Below are 26,820 nucleotides of genomic sequence, written 5' to 3'. Positions count from 1 at the left end.
CGCAATGAGTAGGTGAATAGGTCAGCTTGGCTTTAATCACTTGAGCTTGCACTCCTTTTACTGGTCTTTGTTCCAACCAATTTTCTTCAAACCGGAGGTTTTTGTCTGTAAGTCCGAGCAATAATCTGGTATTCTTATCCATAGGGAACAACCTTTCTGATGATTTGTGGTTTTTGTCGATTTCATTTTATCAGTTAGTTGTTCCTTTTTTGTATTTAAATGCTCAAAAAAGTGCTGGTAGAAAATCTTTTTTGATTTCCACCAACACAATATATTATAGAGCCCAAAAAAGAGGCTGAATTTTTGGCTTCTTTTTTTTTACATAGTAGAACTTTTAGCGGAATCTAATAAATGAAAAAATTTTCATCATGATTTGATTGACCTCGCTTTAAATACTGGGTACTCTATACAAAAAGGCGGGTGGAAAAATGAAGGACATAGTCATTTTATTAGTGGAAGATGAAGCGAGTCTAGCTAATTTTATTTCGGAAGAACTTCGATTTGAAGGATATGAAGTACTACACGCAGCGGATGGTGAACAAGCATTAGAGCTATATGAACAAAATCAAGAAAAAATCACGATGCTGTTATTAGATTGGATGTTGCCAAAATATGATGGAATCACAGTTGCTAGAAGGATTCGTCGAGCGAGCCAAGTCCCGATTATTATGATGACCGCCAGAGACCAAGTAACAGATAAAATTACTGGATTGGATGCTGGGACAGATGATTATATTACAAAACCATTCGATATCGAAGAATTATTGGCTAGAATCAGAGTGATTATTCGTCGCCAAGAACAATTCCAGAAACTTCAGCAACAACCTGTACTATTTCAGTATGGTGATTTAACCTTAGATATAACGAAACGAGTAGTCAAACGATATAATGAAGACATTCAATTGACTCAAAAAGAGTTTGAGTTACTGGCAGAATTAATCAAACATCCAGAAGAAGTACGTTCACGGGATGAACTATTGAATGCAGTATGGGGATATGATTATTTTGGGCAAACGAACACTGTAGATGTCTATATACGTTCACTTAGAAATAAGATGGACCATGATTCATCTTGCCGATTGATACAAACGGTTCGAGGAGTAGGTTATGTATTGAGGATGAATAATGAAAAAAATTAAAACGACACTCAAACAACGAAAAAATACAACACAATTTCAATTGACCATTCGTTTTATTGGGTTACTTATTTCTGCTGTACTAATTTTAAGTCTAGCGATTATGGGCATTACAGTAGCAGAACTATACGAATCAACAGAAAAACAGGCAGAATTGTTGGAAGATTCTTTAAAAAATAGTGATGCAAAAGAGGCTAAAGAATGGCAAGAAGTTCTAGTGAAAAATACTTCAAAGGACAGTTCTCTTTATCTCATTTACGTTCAGTTGAACTCTGGGGAAGTCATTTATTCTTCCGACGATGCCGAAGAGGTATTTCAGGAATTTCCCCAGTTGAAACAATTCATTTTAGTTGACCGTATTTTATGGACAAGTGAAATCGAGCCTTACTACTATGAAAGTTTTAAAAAGGAAGGGGCAAAAGTAACGATTTTAATAGATATGGAAGACCAATTTGAATTGATTGGGCGTATTTTTTCGTTAACGATTTTTATCACGTTGGCTGTAATTGTCTTTGGATCGCTGGTAACACATCGTTTTTCTAAAAAATTAAGTGGTTCATTGGTGATCATGGATGAGGAAATCAATCAACTGAATATCTCGGATTCTAAACAACAGCTAACGATACCAAAAACACCGCAGGAAGTTCAAAATATCTCAAAGTCGTTCAATCAGTTACTAGTGAAGCAAAGAATATATTTGAAAAGAGAGCAACAATTCGTCACAGATGCCTCTCACGAACTAAGAACACCGATCGCTGCAATTCGCGGACATGTTAATTTGATCAAACGCCGTGGCGTGTCACATCCAGAAGTGATCCCAATCTCGCTTGATTATGTGGATAAAGAATCAAAACGACTAGAATTACTTGTAGAGAAATTACTTTTGTTAGGCCGTTTAGATACACAAGTTGATACAGAATCGGTGGATTTATCTTTGATGATTCAACAAACAGTCGATGAACTGAAAGTCATGATGTCACAAGAGGTCATCCTTAACATTGAATCAGGAATTTTTGTTGAAGGGCAAGCAGAACATTTTTATCAGATTGCACGGAACTTACTGGAAAACGCTATGAAATATACAGATGCTGCTGGGACAATCACTGTTGAACTATTTTCTGATGAGGCTACGATTCGCTTCATTGTTGAAGATTCCGGTATGGGAATTCCTGATGAGGAGAAAGCAAAAATATTTGAACGTTTTTATCGAGTGGATCAATCCCGCTCCAGTGAGATTTTTGGTACAGGAATTGGCTTATCGATTGTGAAGGAGCTTGTTGAAAAATATCAAGGGGCCATCGCTGTGACAGATGTATTGCCTAAAGGAACTCGTTTTGTCGTGACGCTTGTAAAATGAAGATTTCTTCATTTAACTTTCATGTTGATTTATTTTTTAATAGGATTTACCTGCTAAAATAATAATGTAAAGCAAATCAGAAATGGAAAATTGAAAGGGATGGATAAAATGAATAAAAAGATGATAGTAGTAGGTACATTATGTTTAAGTTTTGCTCTAGCGGGCTGTACAAAGACCGATAAGTCGTTAGAGACAAACCAACAAAGTAAAGTGAGTACAGAAGTGAGCCAATCAACAACGCAAAATTCTAGTAGCACGTCAAACAGCGCTACGAAAAAACAAATACAGATAAATGTAAGTGTAGAGGATGCAATCAAAGCTTATAATGAGGCATACCCAAATACATCAATCACCTCTTTGGAGTTAGATCCTTCATTTGGTGTCTATTATTATGAAATCAAAGGTGTAGATGATTTTAAGGAATATGAAGTCAAAATCAATGCAGAAACGGGCGATCTTAAAAAAGATCGTGAAGAAACATTAGATGAAGATGAACAAAATGGTGTCGAAAAGACGAATGAATCCTTAGATTTGAAGAACATCAAATCTTTAGAAGATGTCTCAAAAATTGCGCAAGACAGTGTCGGAGAAGGAACAGCAATCGAGTGGTCGTTAGAACGAGACCTATCCGTTACTTATTGGGAAGTAAAAGTACAAACTGGAAATAAAGAGATGACTGTAAAAATCAACGCTCAAACAGGAGATGTTTTGGAGAAAAAATTAGACGACTAAAAAGGAAACAGATTCTATTTTTATGGACTGTAAAAGGATGCAACAAAAGTTAAGGTTGGGACAGAAGGGATTATTTCCGAAGCAAAGTGAAGTAATTACTTCTGCTCCAAGCGTTTATTCGGATTCCTTGAGGCTTAGATATGACTCGTAGAGTTATGTTTAAGCCTCATTTTTTTAATCTAAAAATAGAAAAGAGACTTGCAAATAAAATAATGAAATGGTACTCTTAATTCCTAATTGAGAATGATTTTCATTGTCAGTTATTACGATGGTTTATTCTAAAATGATACTACAGATAAAGGATAAAAGAATAGGAGAAAAATGATGGACATTGATTCAATTGAGCAAGCCATTAGAGAGCGCCGGACGATTCGGACATTATCCAATCAAGCAATCTCTATGGAAGTTATAGATGAACTATTAACAAGTTCAAGTTATGCCCCTTATCATTCGAAAGAAGAACCGTGGAAAGTCATTATCGTCAATGTTGCGCAAGATCGTCAGCTATTTGTTGAAAAAATCATGGAAAGCTATGATCGATTGAATACATGGGTACACTATGATCAGCAAAATCTAGCAACAGCCAAAAAAAGAACACGTGATTATTTTCTAGCGGTTCCTTTGACCTTGATTGTCACAGCGCCTACACATGAAAGTGAAAAAATGAACTTGGAAGCAGTAGGGGCTGTTTCAGCGTTTATTCAAAATTTTCAATTGGCTGCTTGGTCAAAACAAATCGGCGTGACTTGGCGGACGATTCCAGTTATTTTTGATGAGAAGTTCAAACAGGCTGTTGGCGTGACAGCAGAGCGACAAATTATCGGGTTGCTTGATATCAGTGCAATAGATGAAACGATGAAAATCCCGACAAGCCGGAGAAAATCGGTAGATCAATGGACAGCTCAACTGTCTGATAAAATAGCGGAAATGAGTGAAGGCAATGAGTAGTTCTGATACACAGGAGGCGTATTTTTTTGCAAGTAATCAAGGCAAGTGATAGAAGAAACAAGACGAAAAATCAGCAATTTTTTTCGTTGATGTTGTTAGTATTGATCGCACTTATTTTCTTTTCAATTGTTTATTCGTTGATCAATGGGCAAGCGAATATTTCTATGGAAGATGTATGTCAAATTCTGTTAACCAAAATATCAGGTGGTAGATTTGGATCGCTTGATGGAATCGCGAGTAATTCAGCGGTCAATATTATTTGGTTTGTTCGGACACCAAGAGTGATTTTAGCCGTTTTTGTGGGCATGGGGTTGGCTATTACTGGAGCTGTGATGCAGGCTGTTGTTCAAAATCCGTTAGCGGATCCTTATATCTTAGGCATTTCCTCGGGCGCTTCACTGGGTGCAACTTTTGCGATTTTGGTCGGATTTGGTACGGGAAGTATTTTTTCTCAATTTGGGTTAGCTTTTGGAGCATTTGTTGGTGCGATGGCTGCGGCATTTGGTGTGCTTATTTTGTCGGGAATCGGTGGTCGCATGACTTCGGTTAAATTGGTTCTATCCGGTTCGGTGATTGGTGCTCTTTGTAGTTCTATATCAAGCTTCATTGTTTATCTTGCGAATAATGCGGAAGGCATGAAGACTGTAACATTTTGGGCAATGGGGAGTTTAGCTTCTGCAAGCTGGAATAAGTTGAGCGTTTTGTCGATCACGGTTGTTGTGATCACGGGTTTCTTTTTATTTCAACATCGTATCTTGAATGTGATGTTATTAGGTGATGAAGCGGTGGTTACTTTGGGGGTTCCTTTGAGCAAATATCGTCAATTGTATTTACTATTGTCTGCTCTTTTGACAGGAGTGATTGTGGCGTATTCTGGCATGATTGGTTTTGTAGGATTGATCATTCCGCATATCGTCCGTGGGTTTATCGGGTCAGATCATAAACGGTTGCTACCGATTGTCGCTTTGTCAGGTTCTCTCTTTATGATTTGGGCTGATTTGCTTTCAAGAGTCATTATTCCAAGTGTAGAACTGCCAATCGGTATTATTACGTCCGTGATCGGTGCACCGTTATTTATCTACATTATTGTCAAAAAAGGCTACAATTTCGGAGGCTAACAATGGAATTAACTGTAAACGACTTAGAAATCTTGATCGGACAAGAATCGATCGTTAAAAGTATCTCTTTTCAAACACAAAAAAAACAATTTGTGGGGATTATCGGAGCGAATGGTTGTGGCAAATCAACGATGCTAAAAGGGATATATAAAGGAATCAAACCGCAAGCTGGCCGTGTATTTTTAGATGAGTTGGATCTTTTAGCGGTTTCTGAAAAAAAAGTGGCTCAAAAATTAGGTGTAGTGAATCAGTTTAATGAATTGAATTTTGATTTAAGTGTTTTTCAAATGGTTTTATTGGGGCGAACACCGCACAAGAAGTTATTAGAATCAGATACACAAGAAGATAATGAGATTGTGATGGATGCGTTAGCTAAGACCAATTTAACTAGCTATTCTGAGCGAAGCTTCTTGTCACTATCTGGTGGTGAAAAACAAAGGGTGATTTTAGCTCGGACGATTGCACAACAGCCTAGTTATATGATTTTAGATGAACCGACGAATCATTTGGACATTCGCTATCAGCTTGAAATATTGAGTTGTGTAAAAAATCTTGGAATCGGAGTTTTAGCCGCACTCCATGATTTAGAACTCGCAGCTCATTATTGTGATTATATTTATGCAATGAAGGCAGGGAAAATCATTGCGGAAGGCAAACCTGCGGACTTATTTACCGCGAATTTGATTGAAGAAATTTACGGTGTTAAATGCACGATTTATCAAAATCCAGTGACCCGGGGTTTAGGATTTTCTTATTCATTAGACTAGTCCCAAGGTTTAAATTTATATGTAGAGGAAGCGAAAAAAATGAAAAAAGCACTTATTGTTAGTTTAATAGGGGTAACGATTTTAACAGGTTGCGGTCAAAAAGAGCAAAAGTCAGCTGAAACAAAACAAAGTGAAGGGTATCCTGTAACGGTTCAAAATTTTACGAAAGCAGAAGGTGCGGAAAGTTGGAAAAAGAAAGAACAAACTTTTGATAAAGCACCAGAAAAAGTTCTAGCGAATACACAACCTGCAGCAGAGTTATTACTGCATTTAGGCTTAAAAGATAAAATTGTTGGTGTCGGTGCAGTATTTGGCGAACCTGATAAAGCAGTCGAAAAAGAGTTTAATGAATTGAATCATTTATCTACCGATTATATTGGCAAAGAAATGGCGCTAAGTGTTGATCCAGATTTGATCTATGGACGCGGGGGGCTGTTTGATAACCAAGACTGGGGTGTCGGTACTGTTGATACGCTAAATGAAATGGGAATCAAAACCTTCGTATTGAATTCTTCTGTGACGGGTGGCACATTTAATTCTGTTTATGATGATATCGATAATTTAGGCAAAGTATTCAATGTAACGGATAAAGCAGGCACATTCAAGGCAGAGTTGAAAGAGCGTCAAGCCAATGTCGAGAAAAAACTTACGAAAATCAAAGAAGACCAAACGTTTGCTTATCTTCATACAACAGATCCAGCTGAATTATATGTTTATCCTGCAAATAATGAAACGTTTTTCAATGACATTTTCAAAATGGTGAAACTAGACAATGTTTTCAGAGATGAAAAAGGTGAAGTCAGTATAGAAAAATTGATTGAAACAGATCCTGATGTTTTGATTGTAGCAGATTGGAGCACGTTGAAAGAAGGGATTTCTGGCGATAAAATGATCAATGAAGTCTTGAAAAATCCAAAACTTTCAAGTATGAAAGCCATAAAAAACAAAAAAGTTTATGCGATGGATTATAATTATATGTTTGGTTATGGCTACCAATCATTAGATGGAATTGAAAAATTAGCGGATCAAATGTATCCGGAAAAATAAGCAATCGTCTATTCTGTATCAAAGGAGGTTGGGTCAAGACTCTATGAGTAATAGCCCCCCTTTTTTTGACTACATTCAAAGAATGAAAGGATAACAAGAGTTTAGTGTTATTGAAGAACAACAAATAGTACGAAACACTCAAAAACCTTTGTAATAAAGGTTTTTTCTACTTTAAAATAAAAATAGATCAGACCATAAAATAAGAGAGAAATGAAAACTAGTCTAGAAAAAAAGGAGATTTATGCTATACTAAATTTAGTTTGTTACGTTCATTTTTAAGGATAAAAACAGTAGAATTTACTGAATAGTAACAGGCAATTGCACGATTGATTTACATAAATAATAATGAAGCGGATTTCAGAAAATTTACACAACATTTACGCCATTATTATGATAAATTTACACCACTAAAATACAATGGATATAGCTAAAGTAGGAGAGTAATTTCAACTTTAGGAATATCGACATGCGAAGGGATGGAAAGAGTGAAAAAGAGAACGAAATTGTTAGGGTTGCTATCTGTTATTGGTTTGAGTGTTGGGTTACTTACAGGATGTGGGTCAGGTGGCGATAAAAAAGCTGCGGATGATACGAAGCCATTAGAATTACAATTTGTACCAACCAACAACGATGGCTCAATGGAAGCAAAAGCGAAACCTTTCGCAAACTATTTGTCAGAAAAATTAGGACGTGACGTCAATGTTACGTTAGCAACAGATTATTCAACAATCGTTGAGGCTATGGCATCAGGCAAAGTAGATATCGGGATCATGCCGCCATCAGCATACGTTCAAGCACGTAATCAAAAAGCTGCCACAGCGATTCTATCTTCTGAACTAGGCGCGTTCAACCGTGAAACTGGGAAACCAGAAGCGGATAAATTATCTAGCACCTTCAAAGGTGAAGTGCTTGTACGAGCAGATAGCGGAATTGATTCTTTGAAAGACTTAAAAGGCAAAAAAATCGCGAGCTTAAGTCCCAATTCAGCCAGCGGCTATATTTATCCAGTTGTTGAAATGAAAGAAGTAGGGATCGATCCAACGAAGGATGTCACACTGACAACGGTTAATGATATTCCAAGTGAAATTACCGCTGTTTTGAATGGCCAGCAAGACGCTTGTTTTGTTTTTGAAGGAGCACGTAATGTGTTTGCCTCAAAATTTGAAAAAGATGACTTGTTTAAAGAGTTAAAAGTCTTATATCTAACAGATGGTGATATTCCAAATGATGCAATCGCCGTTCAACCTAAGATGGATAAAGACCTACAAGCAAAAGTCAAAGAGGTTTTCTTGGCAATGCCCAAAGATTCAGAAGGCGCAGAAGCGATGGCAATGTGGGGACACAAAGGCTATGTAGAAGCGGACGATAAAAATTACGATACAGTCGAAGAATATACAGAAAAAGCAGCAGAATAAAGCGTTGCGACATGAATGAGTGACCTAACGAGGACGAGACAAAAGCCTTTAGCTTTGATAAATAAAAAGGAGCTGCTTTTTTCTCGCCGTTTATTCGGATTTAGAGCCTGAAACAAAACTAGGAATTAGTTTTGTCTCAGCCTTTTCTATTTTTTTATTAAAAAGGAGAAATCATGATTCAGTTTGAAAATGTAACAAAAACCTACAATAATGGGGTTAAAGGACTTAAAAATATTAATTTAACCATCAACGACGGTGAGTTTGTGTCAGTGATTGGATTAAGTGGCGCGGGTAAAAGTACATTGTTACGCTCGATCAATCGGTTAAATGAAATCACTGAAGGCAATATTAACATCGATGGTGCTTCGATCACGAAAGCCAATAAAAGAGATTTACGCAGAATTCGTAGAAATATCGGCATGATTTTTCAACATTTTAATTTAGTAAAAAAAAGTTCTGTTCAAAAAAATGTTATTTCAGGTCGACTAGGCTATTATTCCACGCTGAAAAGTATCTTTGGGATTTTCTCAAAAGAGGACTATGCATTAGTCAATGACGCGTTAGATCGTGTTGGCCTAGCAGATAAGCTTCATTCAAGAAGTGATGAGTTAAGTGGTGGGCAACAACAGCGTGTGTCGATCGCAAGAACGTTGGTTCAACAAGCATCGATTATTTTAGCAGATGAACCGGTAGCGTCATTAGATCCAATCACGACACAAAAAATCATGAAAGACTTAAAGAAAATCAATCAGGAGTTGAATCACACTGTAGTGATCAATCTTCACTCTGTCGATTTAGCCCGTGAATTTTCTAGTCGAATCATTGGTTTACGTGATGGAGAAGTTGTTTTTGATGGGACTGCAGCAGAAGCGACTGATGAAGTCTTGACGAGTATTTATGGTGCGGATATTTTGAAACAAACTGAAGGTGTTGCGTAATGAAGGTAAAAGATACGATTCACCGTGATTTATATAAGCATTTATTTATCGTAGTATTGCTCCTTTTATGTGTGTATTCAAGTGCACGTGTGACTGGCGCCGAAATGGCAGATGTTTTTAATAACTTAGATCAGATGGGCATTTTTTTACAACGTTTTCTTAGTCCTGATTGGGGGTATATTCCTAAAATCATTGAGCCGATGTTGAAAACAATCAAAATGTCTGTAGTTGGAACCACGCTTGGCGTAATATGTGCTGTGCCGTTTGCATTTCTAGCGACAACAGTTGTAACCAGAAACTTTTTTATAACAACAATCATTCGTTTTTTTATGAGTATCGTCCGGACAATTCCTAACCTATTGCTGGCGGCACTGTTTGTAGCAATGTTTGGGATCGGTGAATTCACGGGGGTCTTAACGATTGCTGTTTTCACATTTGGGATGGTTTCACAATTAGTTTACGAAGCTATCGAAACAATCGATCTTGGACCAATCGAAGCAGCTGAATCAGTTGGTGCAACAAAGACTCAGATTGCTTTTTGGTCAATTGCACCGCAAATATCGCACCAAGTTGCCAGCTATTCTTTGTATGCATTTGAAGTCAACATTCGTGCATCAACGATTCTAGGGTATGTTGGTGCTGGTGGAATCGGTGTGATTTTAAATTCGTCATTGAGCTTGATGCGCTATGACCGAGTGTCGATCATTATTTTATCTATTTTAGTTGTGGTGATCACAATCGATTGGATCAGTGAAATGATCAGAAAGAGGTTGGTATGATGAGCATGAATCGAAAGTTAAAAAGCTATTTGCCGATCATTATTGTTTTAGCAATCATTCTTTATTCGGCAGCGGGGATTGATTATTCTGAAGCTGGAAATATGTCTTTTGATATGGTTAAATCCGTATTTTCAGGATTATTCCAACCTGATTGGGGATACATTTATGATGGAAGCGGTGAAGATTTACTAAGTTTGTTATTGTTAACGATCGGGATCGCTTTTTTAGGAACCGTTATTGCGACAGTATTAGCATTACCTCTAACGTTTATCAGCGCCCACAACCTATGGAAATCAAATACGATCGTTTCAAAAATCGGTAAGTTCATTTGTAATGTCTTAAGAGCTTTTCCAGAACTTGTTTATGCTATTATTTTTGTGAAGATGGTTGGTCCTGGCCCATTTGCTGGGGTCTTGGCAATCGGCGTTCATCAGATCGGAATGTTAGGTAAATTATATACCGAAGAAATCGAAGCGATGGATGAGGCGCCAGTAGAATCAATGACTGCTGTGGGGGCTAATTTTTGGCAGACAATGTTTTATGCGCGCTTGCCTCAATTGATTCCAACCTTTTTGTCATTAGCGTTGAACCACTTTGAAATAGCCGTTCGCAGTGCTGCAACACTTGGGTTAGTTGGAGCCGGTGGAATTGGTGCGCCAATGATTTTTGCGATTCAGGCAAGAGCCTGGGATAAAGTCGGGATTATCTTGTTCGGAATCATTATTACAGTATTTTTAATCGATGCTGTAACTGGTTATTTACGTAAAAAACTACAGTAATTCGTGAGGATAGAAAAATGGATAAAGTAACGATATTAAGTACAACAGATGTCCATGGTTTTTTAACAGCCGCAGCAAATGGAGAGAACGGTCTTTGTTCTCTTCCTGCGATTGCTGAAAAGTATCATGAACCGATTCTGATCGACAATGGTGATTTTTTAGTGGGTAGTCCTGAGACTACTTTTTTTAATACCACTATGGCTATTTCGCCTTTGATTGAATTAGCCAATACTATTGGATTTGATGTAATGGTTCCAGGAAATCATGATTTCGATTATGGAATTGATTTTTTGAAGCGTCAAGTTGCTGCGTTTAACGGTCAGTACCTTTGCGCCAACGTCTTAGATTTAGCAGATGAATTGATTTTTGAGCCGTATACGATTATTGAACGTGGTGAGTTGAAAGTTGGTGTAATTGGTGTGATCACTGGTGCAATGCCCCAAATCACTGATTATGATCAAATTAAGGATTTGAAATTCATCAATGTGCTTGAGAGTTTGAACCGCTGGGTACCGCTTGTGCGTGAACAGGTCGATGTGTTGATTGTCAGCTACCATGGCGGGATTGAACGGGATATGGACACAGGGCAGCCTACGCAATACGATACAGGAGAAGATCAGACTTATCGAATCATTAGTGAAATAGTTGGGATCGACGGTGTGGTATGTGGGCATCAGCATCGAATCAATGCAGGAATAGTAAACAATACAGCATTTGTCCAACCTGGCTATCGAGGCAATTACATTGGAGAATTAACTTTTTCGATTCAAGAAAATCAAGTGACAGATAAAAAAGCTCAATTGATCAGTACCGAAAAAGTTGCACCAGCTAGTTACTCTTTGTACGATCAGTCAGATTACAAAAAATGGTTGGAAAAAAAACTTGATCTAAGCTGTTTTCCACAATATTTAGCGAAGAAAGTTCCAGGAACGTTTTATGCTGTTAACGTAAAAGGAACAACAATTGGCTCTTTTTTAAGCAGCTTTAGGCCACCGTATACGCTATCAACCTACCATGTCTCTCAAAGCGAACTGAAAGAGCTACTGTTAAGACAACCTATTGAAGGTCTAACCATAGTAAATGGCCAACTCATACCTGACCAATCGAGTTATCGAGTAACGACTAATGAACCAATCTTTCCAAGTTATCGTTTGGAAACAAATTATATTTATAATCTGTTTGACGAATATATAGCTTGGATTAATATGAATCAATACAGGAATGAGGTGAAACAAGATGAAGCAACAACTTAAAATTTACTATACATCAGATGTTCACGGCTATTTATTTCCAACCAATTATGCGGATACACAAGAAAAAGATATGGGGCTATTGAAATGTATGCCAAACTTTCAAAAAGATGAGAATACATTGATTATTGATGGTGGAGATATGCTGCAAGGCTCAGCTTTAGCAACCTACTGTCAAGCTCATCCGGAGGAAGGGTTTCCTCAAGCAACGGTCTTGAATCAAGCTGGCTATGATTTTGTCACATTAGGGAACCATGATGTTAATTATGGCACAAGTTACTTGTATCAGTATCTAGATGCCCTTCAAGCAACCTGTGTGTGCGAGAATATCTTAGATAAAAGCACTAATACCAAAAAATTTCCGTGGACGATCAAAACCGTAGCGAATGGCTTAAGAGTAGGCATTGTCGGCGTGGTGACAGAGTATATCACTGTTTGGGAAAAAGCTGACAATATCAAAGATATCACGATAGCTGATCCATTTATAGCGGCAAAACAGGCGCTAGAGGAAATGAAACCACAAGTTGATCTTACGATTTGTATTTATCATGGCGGGTTTGAAAGAGACGTGAAATCAGGGAAGCTCTTGTCTAAAACACGTGAAAATATTGGCTATAAAATCTGTGAGGAACTTGATTTTGATTTATTGTTGACAGGACATCAGCATTTATTGATCGAGGGACAATTGCTGCATGGTACTTATGTTGTACAACCGTCATCGAATGCGCTAAATTATTTTGAAATCGATATTGAAAAAACGAATAATATCATAGATATAACAGCGAGTGTAGGCAAACCTAGTGCTGTTCCAGATTCTGATTTGGTAAATGAATTAAAGCCTTTGGAAGCAAAAGTACAAAGCTTTTTGGACCAAGCAATTGGCAAACTGGACAGCGATGCATTAGCGAGCGACAAGTTAGAGATGGCACTGCATGGAAGTCCAGTGATAGAATTAATTGGAGCGATTCAATTACAAGCTAGTAATGCTCAAATCACAGTAGTTTCTTTAGCAAATACATCACCTGGATTTCATAAAGAGGTAACGATGCGAGATGTGATTGCGACGTATCCATACACAAATCAGCTGATTACGCTAAACATCACTGGGGCTCAATTAAAAGAAGTTGTGGACAAAAATATGGATTATTTTAGTTTGGACAAACAAAATAAAGTGAACATTTCAACCCATTACTTGTATCCTAAAATTGAACACTATCATTTTGACTTTTTCTTTGGAATTGATTATACGATCGATCTCTGCCAAAAGGCTGGAAAGCGTGTAACCGAGTTGCGTTATAATAACCAGCCGATCAAAGATACAGATGAATTTACGATTGCTTTAAGTGATTATCGAGCAAGTGGTGGTGGCGGGTTTAAAACCTATCTGGAATGTCCTGTTCTTAATGAAGGGGCAGAAGAAATTGTTGGATTAATTGTTGCGTACATTCAGGCAAAAGAAGAGATAGTAGTGCCTAAAAATATGAATTACAAGATCAATCATTCGTGTGCTCAAGAGGGATGAATGTTGGTTGTTTCAAGAAAAAATGCGTTACAAAACTTTTTTTAGTTTTGTAACGCATTTTTTATGAATAACGAAGCTTATCAATTGGATAAACTGTATGTAGGGGAAAATCATTGCCTATTGTAATGATAAAACTTGTCCGATATAAACGGTTGAATCACTTAAATTATTTTTCAACATTAAATCTTGAAGTGATAATTTGTTCTTTTCAGCAATTACAGAGAGTGTATCTCCAGGCTGAACAGTGTAAGTAGTTGCTGGAGGTGTGGCGTTTTGTTCAGTTGAGCTTTCAGTTTGCTCGTCAGCAACCTCTGATGAAGGGGTTGTTGTTTGATCTGGTTGACTTGACATTTCAGTGGTCGAACTAGATTCTTCCAGTCTGCTCACGGTTGTTGAACTTTCTCTTACAGGAACATTGCGCTCTGTGTTATCAGCTACCGATGACTGAGTTGTTGTTCCATGCGCTTGTTCAAGCTGATTGACTTGTTTTTCTATACTGTTTAATTGTTCTTCTTGCTTCGCGCTTGCTTGAACATTTAAGAATAGTAAAAAGCCTAGTGCAAGTGTATTTATAAATAACAATAAAATAACAGTTATAATCGTCGATTTCGAGTTGGATACTGGACGCTGTTGCTTCCGTCTTGAATATTCTTCTTCCAAAATACTTTCACTCCTTTCCTAACAAGTTCACAAGAGAAACACTGTGAAATAAAGCAACTATAGTATATCACAATAGTATAGCACACTCCAATAGGAAAATAATTGGAGTGTATATCAATGATTATTTATTTAAATGAAAAAACAAAATAAAAGAACGTATGAAAATAAAAAAAAGTTTATTATGTAATTATCTGTTGATTTCTAGAGCTAAATTGTTTTATTTCAAGGAGAAATTTCTTTCTTTGTTTTTTTGTTTAGAAAAATATATTTTTTTACTAGTCCATATTTTTTTTCATCATAATCAGTTTATCGTCAAAATGATAGACTCCCAACTAATGTTATACAGCAGTTCGTTTTTACTAGTTATCAGAAAATCACCTTGAACAAATAAACATAAATAGTAGTGGAAATCCTCTTACTAAGATTATAATAGAGAAGGATACTAAAAACGTGGTGATCCGTACAGAAGGGTTAGTCGGAGAAAATTACGTTTACATCCACGAAAATGAGCGTGTAATTAAGTGTCCGTTGGCGCAATCAGTGCTGACGATTTCACTATAGGCACGATAAAACTGGAGGCATTACGATGGAGCATAAACAACTGGATCAATTTCCAAAGGATTTTCTATGGGGATCAGCATCTGCTGCTTATCAAGTAGAAGGTGCATGGCAAGAGGATGGCAAAGGTGTTTCTGTGTGGGACGAATTTGTTCGAATTCCTGGAAAAACATTCAAAGGGACCAATGGGGATGTAGCAGTCAATCATTATCACCGGTATAAGGAAGATGTTGCGTTAATGAAAGAGCAAGGCCTAAAAGCCTACCGCTTTTCTGTTGCTTGGACACGGATTTTTCCAAACGGTCGGGGTGAAATCAATCAAGCTGGGTTGCAGTTTTATATTGATTTAGTGGATGAATTGATCGCAAATCAAATTGAACCCGTTTTAACGCTGTACCATTGGGATTTACCACAAGCGCTACAAGATGAATACCAAGGGTGGGAATCAAGAAAAATCGTTGCAGACTTTACAAATTATGCACAGGTTTTATTCGAAGCGTTACGTGGAAAAGTAAAGTATTGGGTCAGTTTAAATGAGCAAAATATCTTTATCAGTCACGGTTATTTAATGGCTTCTCATCCACCGGCAGTGAGTGACCCCAAACGAATGTATCAGGCGAATCATTATGCTAATTTAGCCAACGCAGCAGTAATCAAGAAATTCCATGACATGGATATGCCAGGGAAAATTGGACCAAGTTTTGCTTATAGTCCAAATTATCCGTTAGATAGTGATCCACAAAATGTGTTAGCAGCTGAGGACTCAGAAGATTTAAATGCACATTTTTGGATGGATGTTTATTTATTTGGGAAATATCCAATTGCAGCTTTAAAATTGTTGAAAGAACAAGGGGTAGCGCCTATAATCGAACCTGAGGATGACGAACTTTTAGCTGCTGGCAAACCGGACTTTTTAGGAATCAACTATTATCAAACCAATACGGTTGTCTTCAATCCGCTTGATGGTGTTGGCTTAGGGAGAATGAATACGACAGGTGAGAAAGGGTCTTCAGAAGAATCAGGTCTACCAGGTGTCTTCAAACGTGTGGAAAATCCATTCGTAGAACGTACTAATTGGGATTGGGAAATCGATCCAGAAGGGTTGCGTATTGGGCTTCGAAGAATCACAAGTCGTTATCGAATTCCTGTGTTGATCACTGAAAACGGACTTGGAGAATATGATAAACTAACGGAGGCTAAAGAAATCCATGATGATTATCGGATTGATTATCTAAAAGGACATATACATGCAATCAGAGAAGCAATCACAGATGGTGTGGATGTTTTAGGCTATTGCACATGGTCCTATACAGATTTACTAAGCTGGTTGAATGGCTATCAAAAACGATATGGTTTTGTTTATGTTGCGCAAGATGAAAACCAAGATGGCTCTTTGAATCGATACAAAAAAGATAGCTTCTATTGGTACCAAAAAGTGATTCAAAACAATGGTAACACGATTTAAAAGGTCAGTTGAATAGTGAATAAGCTGGAGCAAATCTCTCTGATTTTTATTCAGCTTATTTGCCGTTTCGAATTAATGAATCTTTCAGTGGAAATGAAAGGAGCGAAGGTCTATCATATGAACTTTCCCCAATCACTTGTTATAATGAATCCATATTGTATCAATCGGTCGAAGTACGAATCAAGTGATAAGAACGTTTAAAATAAGGGAGGAAGTTCTCATGGAAAGATTTGACGTCATCATTATTGGAAGTGGACCTGGCGGGATGGCAGCGGCCTATGATTTAGCAGATAAAGGGAAAAACGTGGCAGTCGTTGAAGCTGATTTATGGGGTGGTACGTGCCCAAATCGAGGCTGTGATCCTAAAAAAGTGCTGTATGGAGCAGTTGAAGCTAGAGATAATTTACTGCAGTTAGAAAAACGAGGATTCAACACGATACCGGAAATCAACTGGACAGATTTGATGGCGTTTAAAGAGACTTTTACGAAATCGGTACCGACTGAGCAAAAAGAAGGTTTAACAAGTGCAGGGATTCACACAATCACAGGGAAAGCTTTTTTTAAAGATACCCAAACTATCGAAGTTTGTGGGGAACTGTATCAAGCGGACAAAATTATTTTAGCGACAGGACAACGTTCGGCGATTTTGGATATTCCTGGTAAAGAATATTTTAGTACGAGTACTGATTTTCTGAGTATGCAGGACTTACCGAAAAAATTGGCTTTTGTTGGAGGGGGTTATATCTCACTTGAATTGGCCAATATTGCAAGCAGTTGTGGCAGTGAGGTACATTTACTTCATCATAATGAACGACCGCTAAAAGGCTTTGATGAACTGTTGACTGAAGAGCTGATCGAGCATTTAAAAAGCCGTGGAATTACGTTTCACTTTAATGAATCGGCTGAGGAAATCAGCAAATCTGGGGCTCAGTTTGAAGTGTCTTTGACAAGTAAGGAGACGTTATTGGTGGATCGAATTTTCTGTGCAACTGGGCGCATCCCGAATGTGGAAGGCATGGGACTAACTGAAATTGGGGTTGAGTATACGCATAAAGGACTTGTGGTAAATGATTATTTGCAAACGACAGTTGAAACTATTTATGCTCTAGGTGATTGCTTGGAAAAACAACAGCCAAAATTAACTCCTGTCGCTAGTTTTGAAGGAAGTTATCTGGCTAATCTGTTTACTGGTAAAAATGAGAAAATCCATTATCCTTTGATTCCAACAATCATATTCAGTTCTCCTAAATTAGCTCAAATAGGTTTAACTGATTTGTCCGCTTTAAAAAGTACAGAGTATGAAGTGAGTGACTTAGATTTAAGTCAATGGTTTACGTATAAACGGATCAACGAACCGCTTGTCAAAGCAAAAATAGTTACGGAAAAGCGTACGGGTTTATTGGTTGGCGCAACAGTCCTAGGAAATGAAGCGGATCAATTGATCAATCTGTTTACTTTGATGATCAATCAAAAATTACCAGCTGAAAAAATCAATGAAATGATCTTGCTTTATCCAACGGTCGCTAGCGATTTAAGTTATCTTTATTAAAAACAAACGACAAACGAAATCTAAAACCTTTCGTTTGTCGTTTGTTTTTAATTATTTTTATAGCCTAAAAATTAACTGTTGACTTGCTTTAAGCTGTAAGCAATAATAGGATAATTACGTCAACGGTATTGAAAAGTGTTTATAAACGGATGATCCATAAATATAATTTATTGATTACATGAAAATAAAACATTAGATATTATAGACGATTCTTTTTAAAATAAAGATAGTGAAAAAGTGAACAAAGTCAATTTTAAACAGCTAGGAGAATGGCGATGGAAGCAACGAAAAAAAATTACACCCCTTTGATTGGTTCTTTATATACGAATTTTATTTTTCAAGGTATGGCAGCGATTATTCTATCTCAAAACCTGAATGCATTGATGGATAGCTGGCAAGCAACGGTACAGCAAGTAACATTGGTCATTAGCGGTATTGGTTTAGGCCGCGTGTTGATTTTGTATTTTGCCGGTTATTTTTCAGATAAATTTGGACGTAAGAAAACGGTCCAACTGGGAATTATTAGTTATTTGATCTTTTTCTTAGGAATCTTGATCAGTCAAAATTATGTACAAGGACTCTTTTTTGCCTTGTTTGCTGGGTTTAGTAATGCATTTTTAGATACAAGTACATACCCGACGTTGATGGAGGCTTATCCGAATGAAAAGGACAATAGTTCTCTTAGTGTGTTGAACAAAGCGTTCATTTCTTTAGGTCAGTTTATTTTACCGCTGTTGACACGATTTATGTTGAATCATGAGATTTATTACGGACTTGTTTTTATTGGATGTGCGTTGGGTTTGTTTCTTAATTTACTCTATATTTCAAAACTGGGATTTCCAGAAAGAGCAGAGATAGAGGCGAATATACCACAAATCATCAAAGAAGAAGTGAATACGAAAGGGAAACAACCACTGTTTAAAGTTGAAGGCTTAGCGTTATTAGTTTTTAGTTTTACTTGCGTGTCTACTTTCAATATTTTTATTTTGTGGGTACCATCTTTTGCAGAATCATTGAATCTTATGAACCATTCCAATAGCTTGGTTTTAGTCAGTGCCTATAGTATTGGTTCGTTTGCATCAGTATTTTTAACGTCATTGATCGTAAAAAGAGGCGTTGCCCCAACCTTATTACTTGTTTGGTGTACTACAATTTCCTTATTCTTACTGCTGGGCATGACCTTATTTCCAAGTACGCCGATGTTTTTGATCGGTTCAATCGGTATTGGTATTTTTGCTGCGGGTGGAATTTGGCAGTTAGGGTTGGCAGTTTTGTTGGAGTTATTTTCAAAAGGTAAAGGACGAATCACTAGTTACTACTCGATTGCAACATCTGTTTCCGTAATGGTCATTCCATATATTACAGGACAACTGGAAAAAATAAATGTTTCGCTAATTTTTTGGTTAAACATTGCATTGACTGCAGTGGGTGTTGTTGCTGCGATAATCATTCGATACCGTTATAAGAAAGTAATGAATGAATCGCAAGATGCCATCGCATTAAAAGAAATCACTCAATAATCAAAAAAACATATATAAGTAGGTATAAAAGAGGGCGAAGTGATACTCAGGTGTTTTGAGTATGGCTTCGCCCTTTCAATCTTGTTTAGTTTAAAAATGCTTTTGCAATGTTTTCGTTGATTGTGATCATTCGGTAAAAGTCATTGATTGTCACGAATTCATTTGGCTGATGTGCATATTTTGTTTCGCCAGGACCTAGAATTAAAATAGGAAACGCTTTGTTGACACGACCAAATTGAGAACCATCGGTATAGCCTGTCATACCAAATGTATTTGCCGTTTGGCCAGTAACATCTGCAACAACTTTTTGAGTTAATACAGTGAATGGATCGTCAAGTTCTGTTTTCATCGAAGGTAAGTCATTGATGAACTCGATTTCCGCCTTAAAATCTGGAACGGTTGTGGCTAAGGTATCCAGCATTTCTTTAAATTGTTGTTTTAATTCAGTATGATCTTGTGCTTTGATGGTACGGATATCGATTTCTACTGTACACTTATCGGGTACGACATTGGTTCCATTGCCGCCGTTGATAATATCCACACTAGAAGTTGAAGCACCGACTAATTCATCTACAGATTGAGAAAAATCAAAGGTTTCTTTAAAGGCATTCAAAACTAAAAGCATATGTTCAATTGCATTTACTCCTTGATCTGGCATTGAGCCATGCGCTGTTTTCCCGTACGTTGTGATACGAGGCCATAAAGCACCTTTGTGCGCCACGCCGATCTCAACATTTGTAGGTTCACCAATCACTAATGCATCTAGATTATCTGCATAGCCTTTATCAACTAATTGACCAGAACCGATAGCGCTCGTTTCTTCTCCAACCGTAGCTAAAAGTTTGATGGTTCCTTTAAAGTTTGAACCTGCTTCTTTTAAACGAATCATTGCAACAACTGCCGCAATCAAGCCAGATTTCATATCGCATGTTCCACGACCATAAAGTAAACCGTCTTTTTCAATTGCTGCAAAAGGATCTTCATCCCAAGGAATTTCACCCACAGGAACGACATCCATATGCCCAGAAAAACCTAGGACAGGACCTTCTTTAGTGCCTTTTAAAGTCGCAACTAATTGATTTCGACCGGCGCTATATTCCACTTGTTCACAAGGAATATCATGTGTTTCAAAAAGAGCTTGTAATGTATCGGCAACCACCTTTTCATTGCCTAGAATACTTTTGATTTGAACGACTTCTTTCAATAATTGTAACGCTTCTTGATTATTCATAGCGTCTCTCTCCCTACACTTGTTTTTCTTTTGGAATAATAAATACGATTGAACCTAAGGCTAAAACGCAGAACAGAATATTTGTCAATAAACCAAACGTTGCTCCTTGTGTATAATTGCCACTAACGCTAAAACCATTGTACACTGCCGCTGAAATTGCCACACCTAATGCTCCGCCAAGAGAACTGGCCATTTTATAAATACCTGAAGCGACTCCTGCTTTTTCATTTGGAACACTGGAAATCGCGGTATCCGTAGAAGGTGTTGCATACATCCCAAGACCCATCCCAAACAAACTATACCCAATAAAAACTAACACAAAATAAGCAGTACCAGTCACCATCGTTAAGGCCATCAAACCAACGCCTGTTCCAGAAAGGATCGTTCCCCATAACATTGGTTTTTTCGCCCCAACGGTTTGTAATAATTTTTCTCCGATTCGAATAGTGATTAACACCAAACAGAGGTAACCAATCGATAACATCCCTGTTTTAGCGGAAGAAAGTCCACGACCTTGTTGAACGTAGGTATTGATCACGATCAAAGTACCTGCAACGGCATTCAATAAGAAATTAGAAATCGTTGCCCCAAGATAACCGCGGTTTTCAAATAAAGAAAACTCAACGAAACTATTATCAATGGTTTGCTCCACCCTATAAAATGCAACTAAGCCAATGATCACGACTGCTGCTAAAATGAGTACAATCGGGCTAGTCCAACCCAATTCAGAACCTTTAGAAACAACTACATTTAAGGCAACCATTGAAACAATAAATAAAAGTAAGCCAATCGAATCAAATGTACTTTTACTATCGCTTGTAACTTTACTTTCAGGTGTGCCGAAAATCAACAGAGCACTACAAATTGAAACAATGATCGAAAAAATAAAGACATAACGCCATCCCAAAGAACTTGCAATAGCGCCACCGAAGAATGAACATAAACCAGAACCACCCCAAGAGCCGATCGACCAATAACTTAGCGCTCGTTGGCGATCTTTTCCTTCATAATACGTTTTGACTAAGGCCATTGTCGCTGGCATGATACAAGCAGCTGATAAGCCTTGGAAGATTCGACCACCTACAAATAATACAGGTCCATGTGCAGCTACCAAAGCTGCCGAACCGATAACACTTAAAATAAGACCAATATACGTTAATTTCATTCTACCTAATTTATCCGCTAAACCGCCAGCTACGACGATAAAAATTCCGGAAAATAAACCAGTCATGGAAATTCCTATGCTTAAAACACCAGAGGAAATACCTAAGTCACTTTGAACCGTGGGTGCCATATTCAATAAAGATTGAGCAAATAACCAATAGGTCAAAACGCTTAATACGATCCCTATCAGTAATTTATTTGTCCCTTTATAGGGAGTCGCCTCTGCTGTGTGTGTGGTTGCTTTCATAGTGAAACTCCTTCAAATAAATAATATAAAACAGCTGCCCCCATTGATTTTGCAGCAATCAATAAACAATCTTCGTCAATATAAAATTTTGGATGATGATGAGGATACATTGGCGTTCCTTCTTTGTGAGCCCCAACAAAAAAGAAACAACTTGGTCGTTCTTTGGCATAATAAGCAAAGTCTTCAGAAGGAGTTTGTGGTCCGCATTTAACTAATTGTTTCACTTCTGGAATTTTCGCTTCATTTAGAGCTTTAGCAACCATTTCAGTAGTTTTGGCATCATTAACACAAACTGGATAATCATTAGCGTAATCAAGTTCATAGCTGATACCGAAACTTTGGCAAATGCCACTAAGGATTTGTTTAAATTCTTTTTCCACGATAGCGCGTGTTTCTTCTTTCATGATTCGTACATCGCCTTCCAATGTAACGGAATCTTTGATAACATTGGCTGACCCTTTGCCGTCAAATGAACCGATTGTAACGGTTGCCGTATCGAAAGGATCGATTCTGCGGCTGACGATGGTTTGAACAGCTGTTACAAATTGAGAAGCAGCTACGATCGTATCATTGGCATCTTGCGGTGTTGAGCCATGACCGCCTTTTCCATGCATGACCACTTTAAACGTTGCCCGACCTGTGTGAACAGATCCAGCATGATAGAGAACATCACCAAGCGGCATCATGCTCATCACATGAATCCCTAAAACATGATCTACACCATCTAAACAACCCGCTTCAATCATTCCTTTTGCACCACCGGGTGGCACTTCTTCGGCAGGTTGGTGGATGATACGAATCGTTCCTGCTAATTGATCTTTTAACTCAATCAGCGACGCTGCCAAAATCATCATATAGGCTGTATGTCCGTCATGTCCGCAAGCATGCATGACATTTGGTGTGCGGGAAGCAAAGGGCAAACCCGTATCTTCTTGAATCGGCAACGCATCGAAATCTGCTCGAATCGCTAAGAAAGGCCCTTTTTTACCTCCGTGGATATCGACTAAAATACCATTACCGCCGCCTACTTTTGTTTGAACATCACAGTCTTTGTCAGCGTAAAAATCAGCAATATATTTTGCTGTTTCTGTTTCTTGAAAAGATAACTCAGGGTGTTCGTGAAAATGTCGCCGAATCCGGATTAATTCAGCCTCTTTTTGTTGAAGCAATGTAAATAATTGTGCGCGTAAATCGTCCATTGGATATTCTCCTTTCAAATACACTATATATTCTAAGCTTAATTAAAAACTTCACAATGATAGGAGTTTCTAAATTTCAGGATTTCCTTTTAAATTCTAAACATCGGAAATTATAAGGTTGGCAAACGAACGATATTTTCTTTGTTGCATGCTATAATTAAGAAAGAAACAAACAAAAGAGGGATGCAAATGATTGTAAATGAAAATTATCAGATTAATTATCAACAATTACGGACGAAACAAGATATACTTTGCAAAGAAACGACCCTTTTAGTCATTTTAAAAGGAAGTTTGTTTATTACTATAGAAGAAGTAACGGATCAAGTAAGTGCAGGAGAACTGTTTGTCATGAATACAGGAGAACGTGTTCTTTTGAATGTTGGTTTAGAACAAAGTTGTATTTATTTAGAGCTGAGGATCAACAGTGTCTTTTTTGCGACTCAATTTCCTGCTTTTTTCTACACTCGTTTTGACTGTAGACCAATTCAAAACGAACATGGCAAGATGCCTGAGATTGCTGCGTTGAGAAGACAAATTGCGGAATTATGTTTAGTTGAATTTAGTGATGATCCATCAAAAAAACTAAAGATCACGTTGTTTTTAACTCAAATCATTTTGTCTCTCGTACATCATTTCCAAAAAGAAGATGTTATAGATTACCATCCTTCAGATAATCAAAAATTAAGAGAGATTTTGGAATATATTGAAGCACATTACCACGAAGGAATTTTATTATCTGATGCGGCCGACTATTTTTTTATGTCGGAATCCTCGTTATCGAAGTTTTTCAAGAAGGAAACTGGCGAATATTTTTCTCATTACGTAAGGACAATTTGTGTAAAACATAGTTTGTCAGAATTGCTGTATACAAAAAAAAGTATCGAGCAAATTGCCTTAGATAACGGTTTTAGCAATAGCAAAACCTATCGGCAACACTTTAAAAAAATTTTTAGCGATTCGCCCACACAGTATCGATCCGCTCATTTAGTCCAGACGAAGGCACCGGAGAAAATCAAACAAGTAACGGAAACATCAGCGCTTCAAATCAAAGAAATTTTGGTCCCTCTGTACAGCTTTATTCAAACGGGATTGGAAGAATCACGCCCTTCAGAATTATCACTAAAGACCAAAAAACTTCATATTACCGCAGAACAATCTGAAGCAGACCATTTAAAAAAAGACGTCATCATTCATGTTGGTTCGTGGGAAGCATTAGCCTCTAGAAAAATTCAAAATGAAATTCTAGACATAAAAAAACAAATGGGCATCAAATACATCAGTATTCAATCACTATTTACCCAAATTCCCTTAACAGTTCAGATCCATCAAGAAGCTGGGATGAATTCATTTCCCGCATTCGAAGAGTGGGACTACATCTTAGCGTTTTTAGAATCCGCTCAGTTAGCGCTTTTTTTCCAGGTGTCACTTGTAGAATTTAAGCAACTAGATGAACGTGTCAAAGATATCTGCCGCAAATTTTTTCGACATGTTCAAAATAAGTTTGGAACCAAAATGACGGAACAATGGAAGATCAATTGTCTATTTAAAGAACAAAATCTTGCGGAGTATTACCCAGAGTTTCTAGAAGTGAAAAAAAGATTCTTAGCGCTCTCACCGAAAATAGCTGTAGGCGCAGAATTTCCCATAGCGGACCCATTTTTTGAGCAACAACAACCAGAACAAACACAATTTTTCTGTGAGATGATTGCAACAAAGTGTGACTTTCTATCTTTTTCTGCGGAGCCTAATTATGTGTTTCAAAATTTAGATAATCCCTTTCCTGATTTAAAAAACTATCATCAATATGTGTTGAATAAAACTCTTCGTATCAAGCATATTCTAAAAGAGTACGAAATCAAGCTACCACTTTATCTTACTGAATGGAATACACTGACTGGGATGACCAGAAACAGTAATGGAACTTTCTTTAGGGGGGCCATTATTTTAAAAGATCTGTTACTGTTGGATACATTAGTAGCAGGTTTCGGTTTTTGGTTGAATATCGAATTGTATGAAAAACAAACACAAGAACGACCACTAAAAAATGATGGGCTTGAACTGTTTCATTTTTACAGTGGAAAAAGACCTACTTATTTTTGTTTATGGTTGGCTAGAAGGATGACAGGGAAGATTCTCGCTCAAGGAGAAGACTATCTTTTGACCTCAGTTGATGGGAAATATCAGTTGTTGTTGTTTAATGCGAATTATTTTGATCCCCATCTTTCATCTGAAGAGGCCTTTCTTGAAAGTCAGGCAGTGACCTTTGAAATTGAACTAGCAGCGATTAAACCAGCACACTATCAAATCAAGCAAATTGATTTTAACCGTCATAATGGTGCCTTATTTTATACCTATGAAGAGTTTCGGAATGCCGAAGCACTGGATTTGGAGACACAAAAATATGTTGTTGAGAGTACGAGACCGAAAATCAAAGTCTTCGATACTCAAATCGAACATCTATTTAACTATTATGTAACACTTGATACAAACGGTATTATGCTATTGGAATTGACACCAACGGTATGAGCAATCAAAGCGTGTTTCCTTGACGAAAAGTGCTCTACTAGCTAGTATTTAGTTAAGATAGATTATTGGAGAGGAAGAAGTAAAATGAGTATTTATGAGTATCAAGTAAAAACGACAACAGATGAAATGGTTTCGTTAGAAGAGTATCGTGGAAAAGTTCTCCTGATTGTAAATACTGCGACAGGTTGCGGGTTTACACCTCAGTACGAGGGATTAGAAGAGTTATATAAAAAATATCGTGAACAAGGATTAGAAATACTAGATTTCCCATGTAATCAATTTGGCCATCAAGCTCCTGGCACTAATCAAGAAATCAGTGAGTTTTGTCAATTGACGTATCAAACGACATTTCAAACGTTTGGAAAAATCGATGTAAATGGAGAAAATGCTGATCCGTTGTACACTTTTTTAAAAGGTGAAAAAGGTGGGCTTTTAGGTGGTGCGATCAAGTGGAACTTTACGAAATTTTTAGTAGATCGTGATGGTCATGTGGTAAAACGCTTTGCACCAACTGTTGAGCCAGAAAAAATTGCTGGAGATATAGAAAATTTATTGTAAGAAATAATTTTTTATTCTTGATATTAATTATCATCTCATGTTATAATAATTTTGCTAAGTAATATAGAACGTAAAGAGTAAGCCCCTGGAGAGTCTGATTCTCCAGGGGCTTTTTTGTGGCGAATGTCGCCCTATCTACTGTTACTTCTTGTTTTTTTATTCAGCCAATACTCAAATAATGAGACGAGTATTCCAACAAGAAGCGGACAGACTAATGCTACGAACATAAAGAGGACATCTCCATCCAGTCGCAAGACTGTAAGATAGGCGACAAAATAAAATACGTAAATTTAAGTCTGAATACTTTTTTAGAAATACTTCGGTATTGAATGGATTGAAAGCCCTTACCGATGTA

At 37.4% G+C, this 26,820-nt stretch carries 23 protein-coding genes; 18 read left to right on the top strand and 5 right to left on the bottom strand.

What is annotated here, in order from left to right:
• Positions 1-428 precede the first annotated feature (428 nt).
• From BCR22_RS05215 to BCR22_RS05155, 13 genes are all read left to right on the top strand, one after another.
• On the top strand, positions 429-1,139 hold the full coding sequence (locus tag BCR22_RS05215; protein WP_069653928.1) for a response regulator transcription factor: 711 nt from the start codon (positions 429-431) through the stop codon (positions 1,137-1,139).
• Entirely contained in the window at positions 1,126-2,493 is a 1,368-nt protein-coding gene (locus BCR22_RS05210; RefSeq protein WP_069653927.1) for a sensor histidine kinase, read from the top strand. The genes BCR22_RS05215 and BCR22_RS05210 overlap by 14 nt, the downstream gene beginning before the upstream one ends.
• A 108-nt stretch (positions 2,494-2,601) precedes the next feature.
• Positions 2,602-3,225, top strand: a complete 624-nt coding sequence (locus tag BCR22_RS05205) for a PepSY domain-containing protein (protein WP_069653926.1) — start codon at positions 2,602-2,604, stop codon at positions 3,223-3,225.
• Positions 3,226-3,549: 324 nt separating this feature from the next.
• Positions 3,550-4,173 carry a nitroreductase family protein gene (locus BCR22_RS05200; RefSeq protein WP_069653925.1) on the top strand — a complete coding sequence of 208 codons (624 nt, stop codon included), beginning with the start codon at positions 3,550-3,552 and terminating at the stop codon, positions 4,171-4,173.
• 26 nt (positions 4,174-4,199) lie between these two features.
• A complete protein-coding gene (locus tag BCR22_RS05195) occupies positions 4,200-5,291 on the top strand; it encodes a FecCD family ABC transporter permease (protein WP_069653924.1) in 1,092 nt (363 codons plus the stop codon).
• Positions 5,292-5,293: 2 nt separating this feature from the next.
• Entirely contained in the window at positions 5,294-6,058 is a 765-nt protein-coding gene (locus BCR22_RS05190; RefSeq protein WP_069653923.1) for an ABC transporter ATP-binding protein, read from the top strand.
• A 39-nt stretch (positions 6,059-6,097) separates the two neighbouring features.
• On the top strand, positions 6,098-7,105 hold the full coding sequence (locus BCR22_RS05185) for an ABC transporter substrate-binding protein (RefSeq protein ID WP_069653922.1): 1,008 nt from the start codon (positions 6,098-6,100) through the stop codon (positions 7,103-7,105).
• A 485-nt stretch (positions 7,106-7,590) separates the two neighbouring features.
• Positions 7,591-8,520 carry a phosphate/phosphite/phosphonate ABC transporter substrate-binding protein gene (locus tag BCR22_RS05180; RefSeq protein WP_083241755.1) on the top strand — a complete coding sequence of 310 codons (930 nt, stop codon included), beginning with the start codon at positions 7,591-7,593 and terminating at the stop codon, positions 8,518-8,520.
• Positions 8,521-8,693: 173 nt separating this feature from the next.
• A complete protein-coding gene (gene phnC, locus BCR22_RS05175) occupies positions 8,694-9,458 on the top strand; it encodes a phosphonate ABC transporter ATP-binding protein (RefSeq protein WP_069653920.1) in 765 nt (254 codons plus the stop codon).
• Entirely contained in the window at positions 9,458-10,237 is a 780-nt protein-coding gene (gene phnE / locus BCR22_RS05170; protein ID WP_069653919.1) for a phosphonate ABC transporter, permease protein PhnE, read from the top strand. The genes phnC and phnE (BCR22_RS05170) overlap by 1 nt, the downstream gene beginning before the upstream one ends.
• A complete protein-coding gene (gene phnE / locus BCR22_RS05165; RefSeq protein ID WP_069653918.1) occupies positions 10,234-11,016 on the top strand; it encodes a phosphonate ABC transporter, permease protein PhnE in 783 nt (260 codons plus the stop codon). Before phnE (BCR22_RS05170) ends, phnE (BCR22_RS05165) begins: the two co-directional genes overlap by 4 nt.
• 17 nt (positions 11,017-11,033) lie before the next feature.
• Entirely contained in the window at positions 11,034-12,269 is a 1,236-nt protein-coding gene (locus BCR22_RS05160) for a metallophosphoesterase (protein WP_069653917.1), read from the top strand.
• Complete coding sequence (locus BCR22_RS05155; protein WP_069653916.1) at positions 12,253-13,788, top strand: bifunctional metallophosphatase/5'-nucleotidase; 1,536 nt, start codon at positions 12,253-12,255, stop codon at positions 13,786-13,788. Before BCR22_RS05160 ends, BCR22_RS05155 begins: the two co-directional genes overlap by 17 nt.
• A gap of 117 nt (positions 13,789-13,905) precedes the next feature.
• Here BCR22_RS05155 and BCR22_RS05150 read toward each other — a convergent pair whose 3' ends face one another.
• Positions 13,906-14,448 carry a LysM peptidoglycan-binding domain-containing protein gene (locus tag BCR22_RS05150; RefSeq protein ID WP_069653915.1) on the bottom strand — a complete coding sequence of 181 codons (543 nt, stop codon included), beginning with the start codon at positions 14,446-14,448 and terminating at the stop codon, positions 13,906-13,908.
• Between the two features lie 586 nt (positions 14,449-15,034).
• Between BCR22_RS05150 and BCR22_RS05145 the strand changes: the two genes are divergently transcribed.
• From BCR22_RS05145 to BCR22_RS05135, 3 genes are all read left to right on the top strand, one after another.
• A complete protein-coding gene (locus tag BCR22_RS05145; protein WP_069653914.1) occupies positions 15,035-16,471 on the top strand; it encodes a glycoside hydrolase family 1 protein in 1,437 nt (478 codons plus the stop codon).
• 220 nt (positions 16,472-16,691) lie between these two features.
• Positions 16,692-18,020 carry a dihydrolipoyl dehydrogenase family protein gene (locus tag BCR22_RS05140; RefSeq protein ID WP_069653913.1) on the top strand — a complete coding sequence of 443 codons (1,329 nt, stop codon included), beginning with the start codon at positions 16,692-16,694 and terminating at the stop codon, positions 18,018-18,020.
• A gap of 275 nt (positions 18,021-18,295) precedes the next feature.
• A complete protein-coding gene (locus BCR22_RS05135) occupies positions 18,296-19,540 on the top strand; it encodes an MFS transporter (RefSeq protein WP_069653912.1) in 1,245 nt (414 codons plus the stop codon).
• A gap of 85 nt (positions 19,541-19,625) precedes the next feature.
• Here BCR22_RS05135 and BCR22_RS05130 read toward each other — a convergent pair whose 3' ends face one another.
• From BCR22_RS05130 to BCR22_RS05120, 3 genes are read right to left on the bottom strand one after another with little or no spacing between them, the layout of a single operon-like run.
• Positions 19,626-20,771: an ArgE/DapE family deacylase gene (locus BCR22_RS05130; RefSeq protein ID WP_069653911.1), complete on the bottom strand. Its 1,146-nt coding sequence runs from the start codon at positions 20,769-20,771 to the stop codon at positions 19,626-19,628.
• Positions 20,772-20,784: 13 nt separating this feature from the next.
• Positions 20,785-22,182, bottom strand: coding sequence for an MFS transporter (locus tag BCR22_RS05125; RefSeq protein WP_069653910.1), 1,398 nt, complete (start codon positions 22,180-22,182; stop codon positions 20,785-20,787).
• A complete protein-coding gene (locus tag BCR22_RS05120; protein WP_069653909.1) occupies positions 22,179-23,381 on the bottom strand; it encodes a M20 family metallopeptidase in 1,203 nt (400 codons plus the stop codon). Before BCR22_RS05120 ends, BCR22_RS05125 begins: the two co-directional genes overlap by 4 nt.
• A 189-nt stretch (positions 23,382-23,570) precedes the next feature.
• Here BCR22_RS05120 and BCR22_RS05115 point away from each other — a divergent pair, with 189 nt between their 5' ends.
• Positions 23,571-25,907 carry a helix-turn-helix domain-containing protein gene (locus tag BCR22_RS05115; RefSeq protein WP_069653908.1) on the top strand — a complete coding sequence of 779 codons (2,337 nt, stop codon included), beginning with the start codon at positions 23,571-23,573 and terminating at the stop codon, positions 25,905-25,907.
• 84 nt (positions 25,908-25,991) lie between these two features.
• Positions 25,992-26,465, top strand: a complete 474-nt coding sequence (locus BCR22_RS05110) for a glutathione peroxidase (protein ID WP_069653907.1) — start codon at positions 25,992-25,994, stop codon at positions 26,463-26,465.
• Between the two features lie 131 nt (positions 26,466-26,596).
• Here BCR22_RS05110 and BCR22_RS16000 read toward each other — a convergent pair whose 3' ends face one another.
• The gene (locus BCR22_RS16000) at positions 26,597-26,692 is read right to left on the bottom strand and encodes a type I toxin-antitoxin system Fst family toxin (protein WP_141706537.1); all 96 of its coding nucleotides are present in this window, start codon (positions 26,690-26,692) and stop codon (positions 26,597-26,599) included.
• Between the last annotated feature and the right edge of the window lie 128 nt (positions 26,693-26,820).

The organism is Enterococcus plantarum, assembly GCF_001730295.1.
In the GTDB taxonomy this organism is placed as follows: Bacteria; Bacillota; Bacilli; order Lactobacillales; family Enterococcaceae; genus Enterococcus_L; species Enterococcus_L plantarum.
Note: the sequence above shows the minus strand (reverse complement) of the source record. Positions and strands in the feature narration are given on the sequence as shown.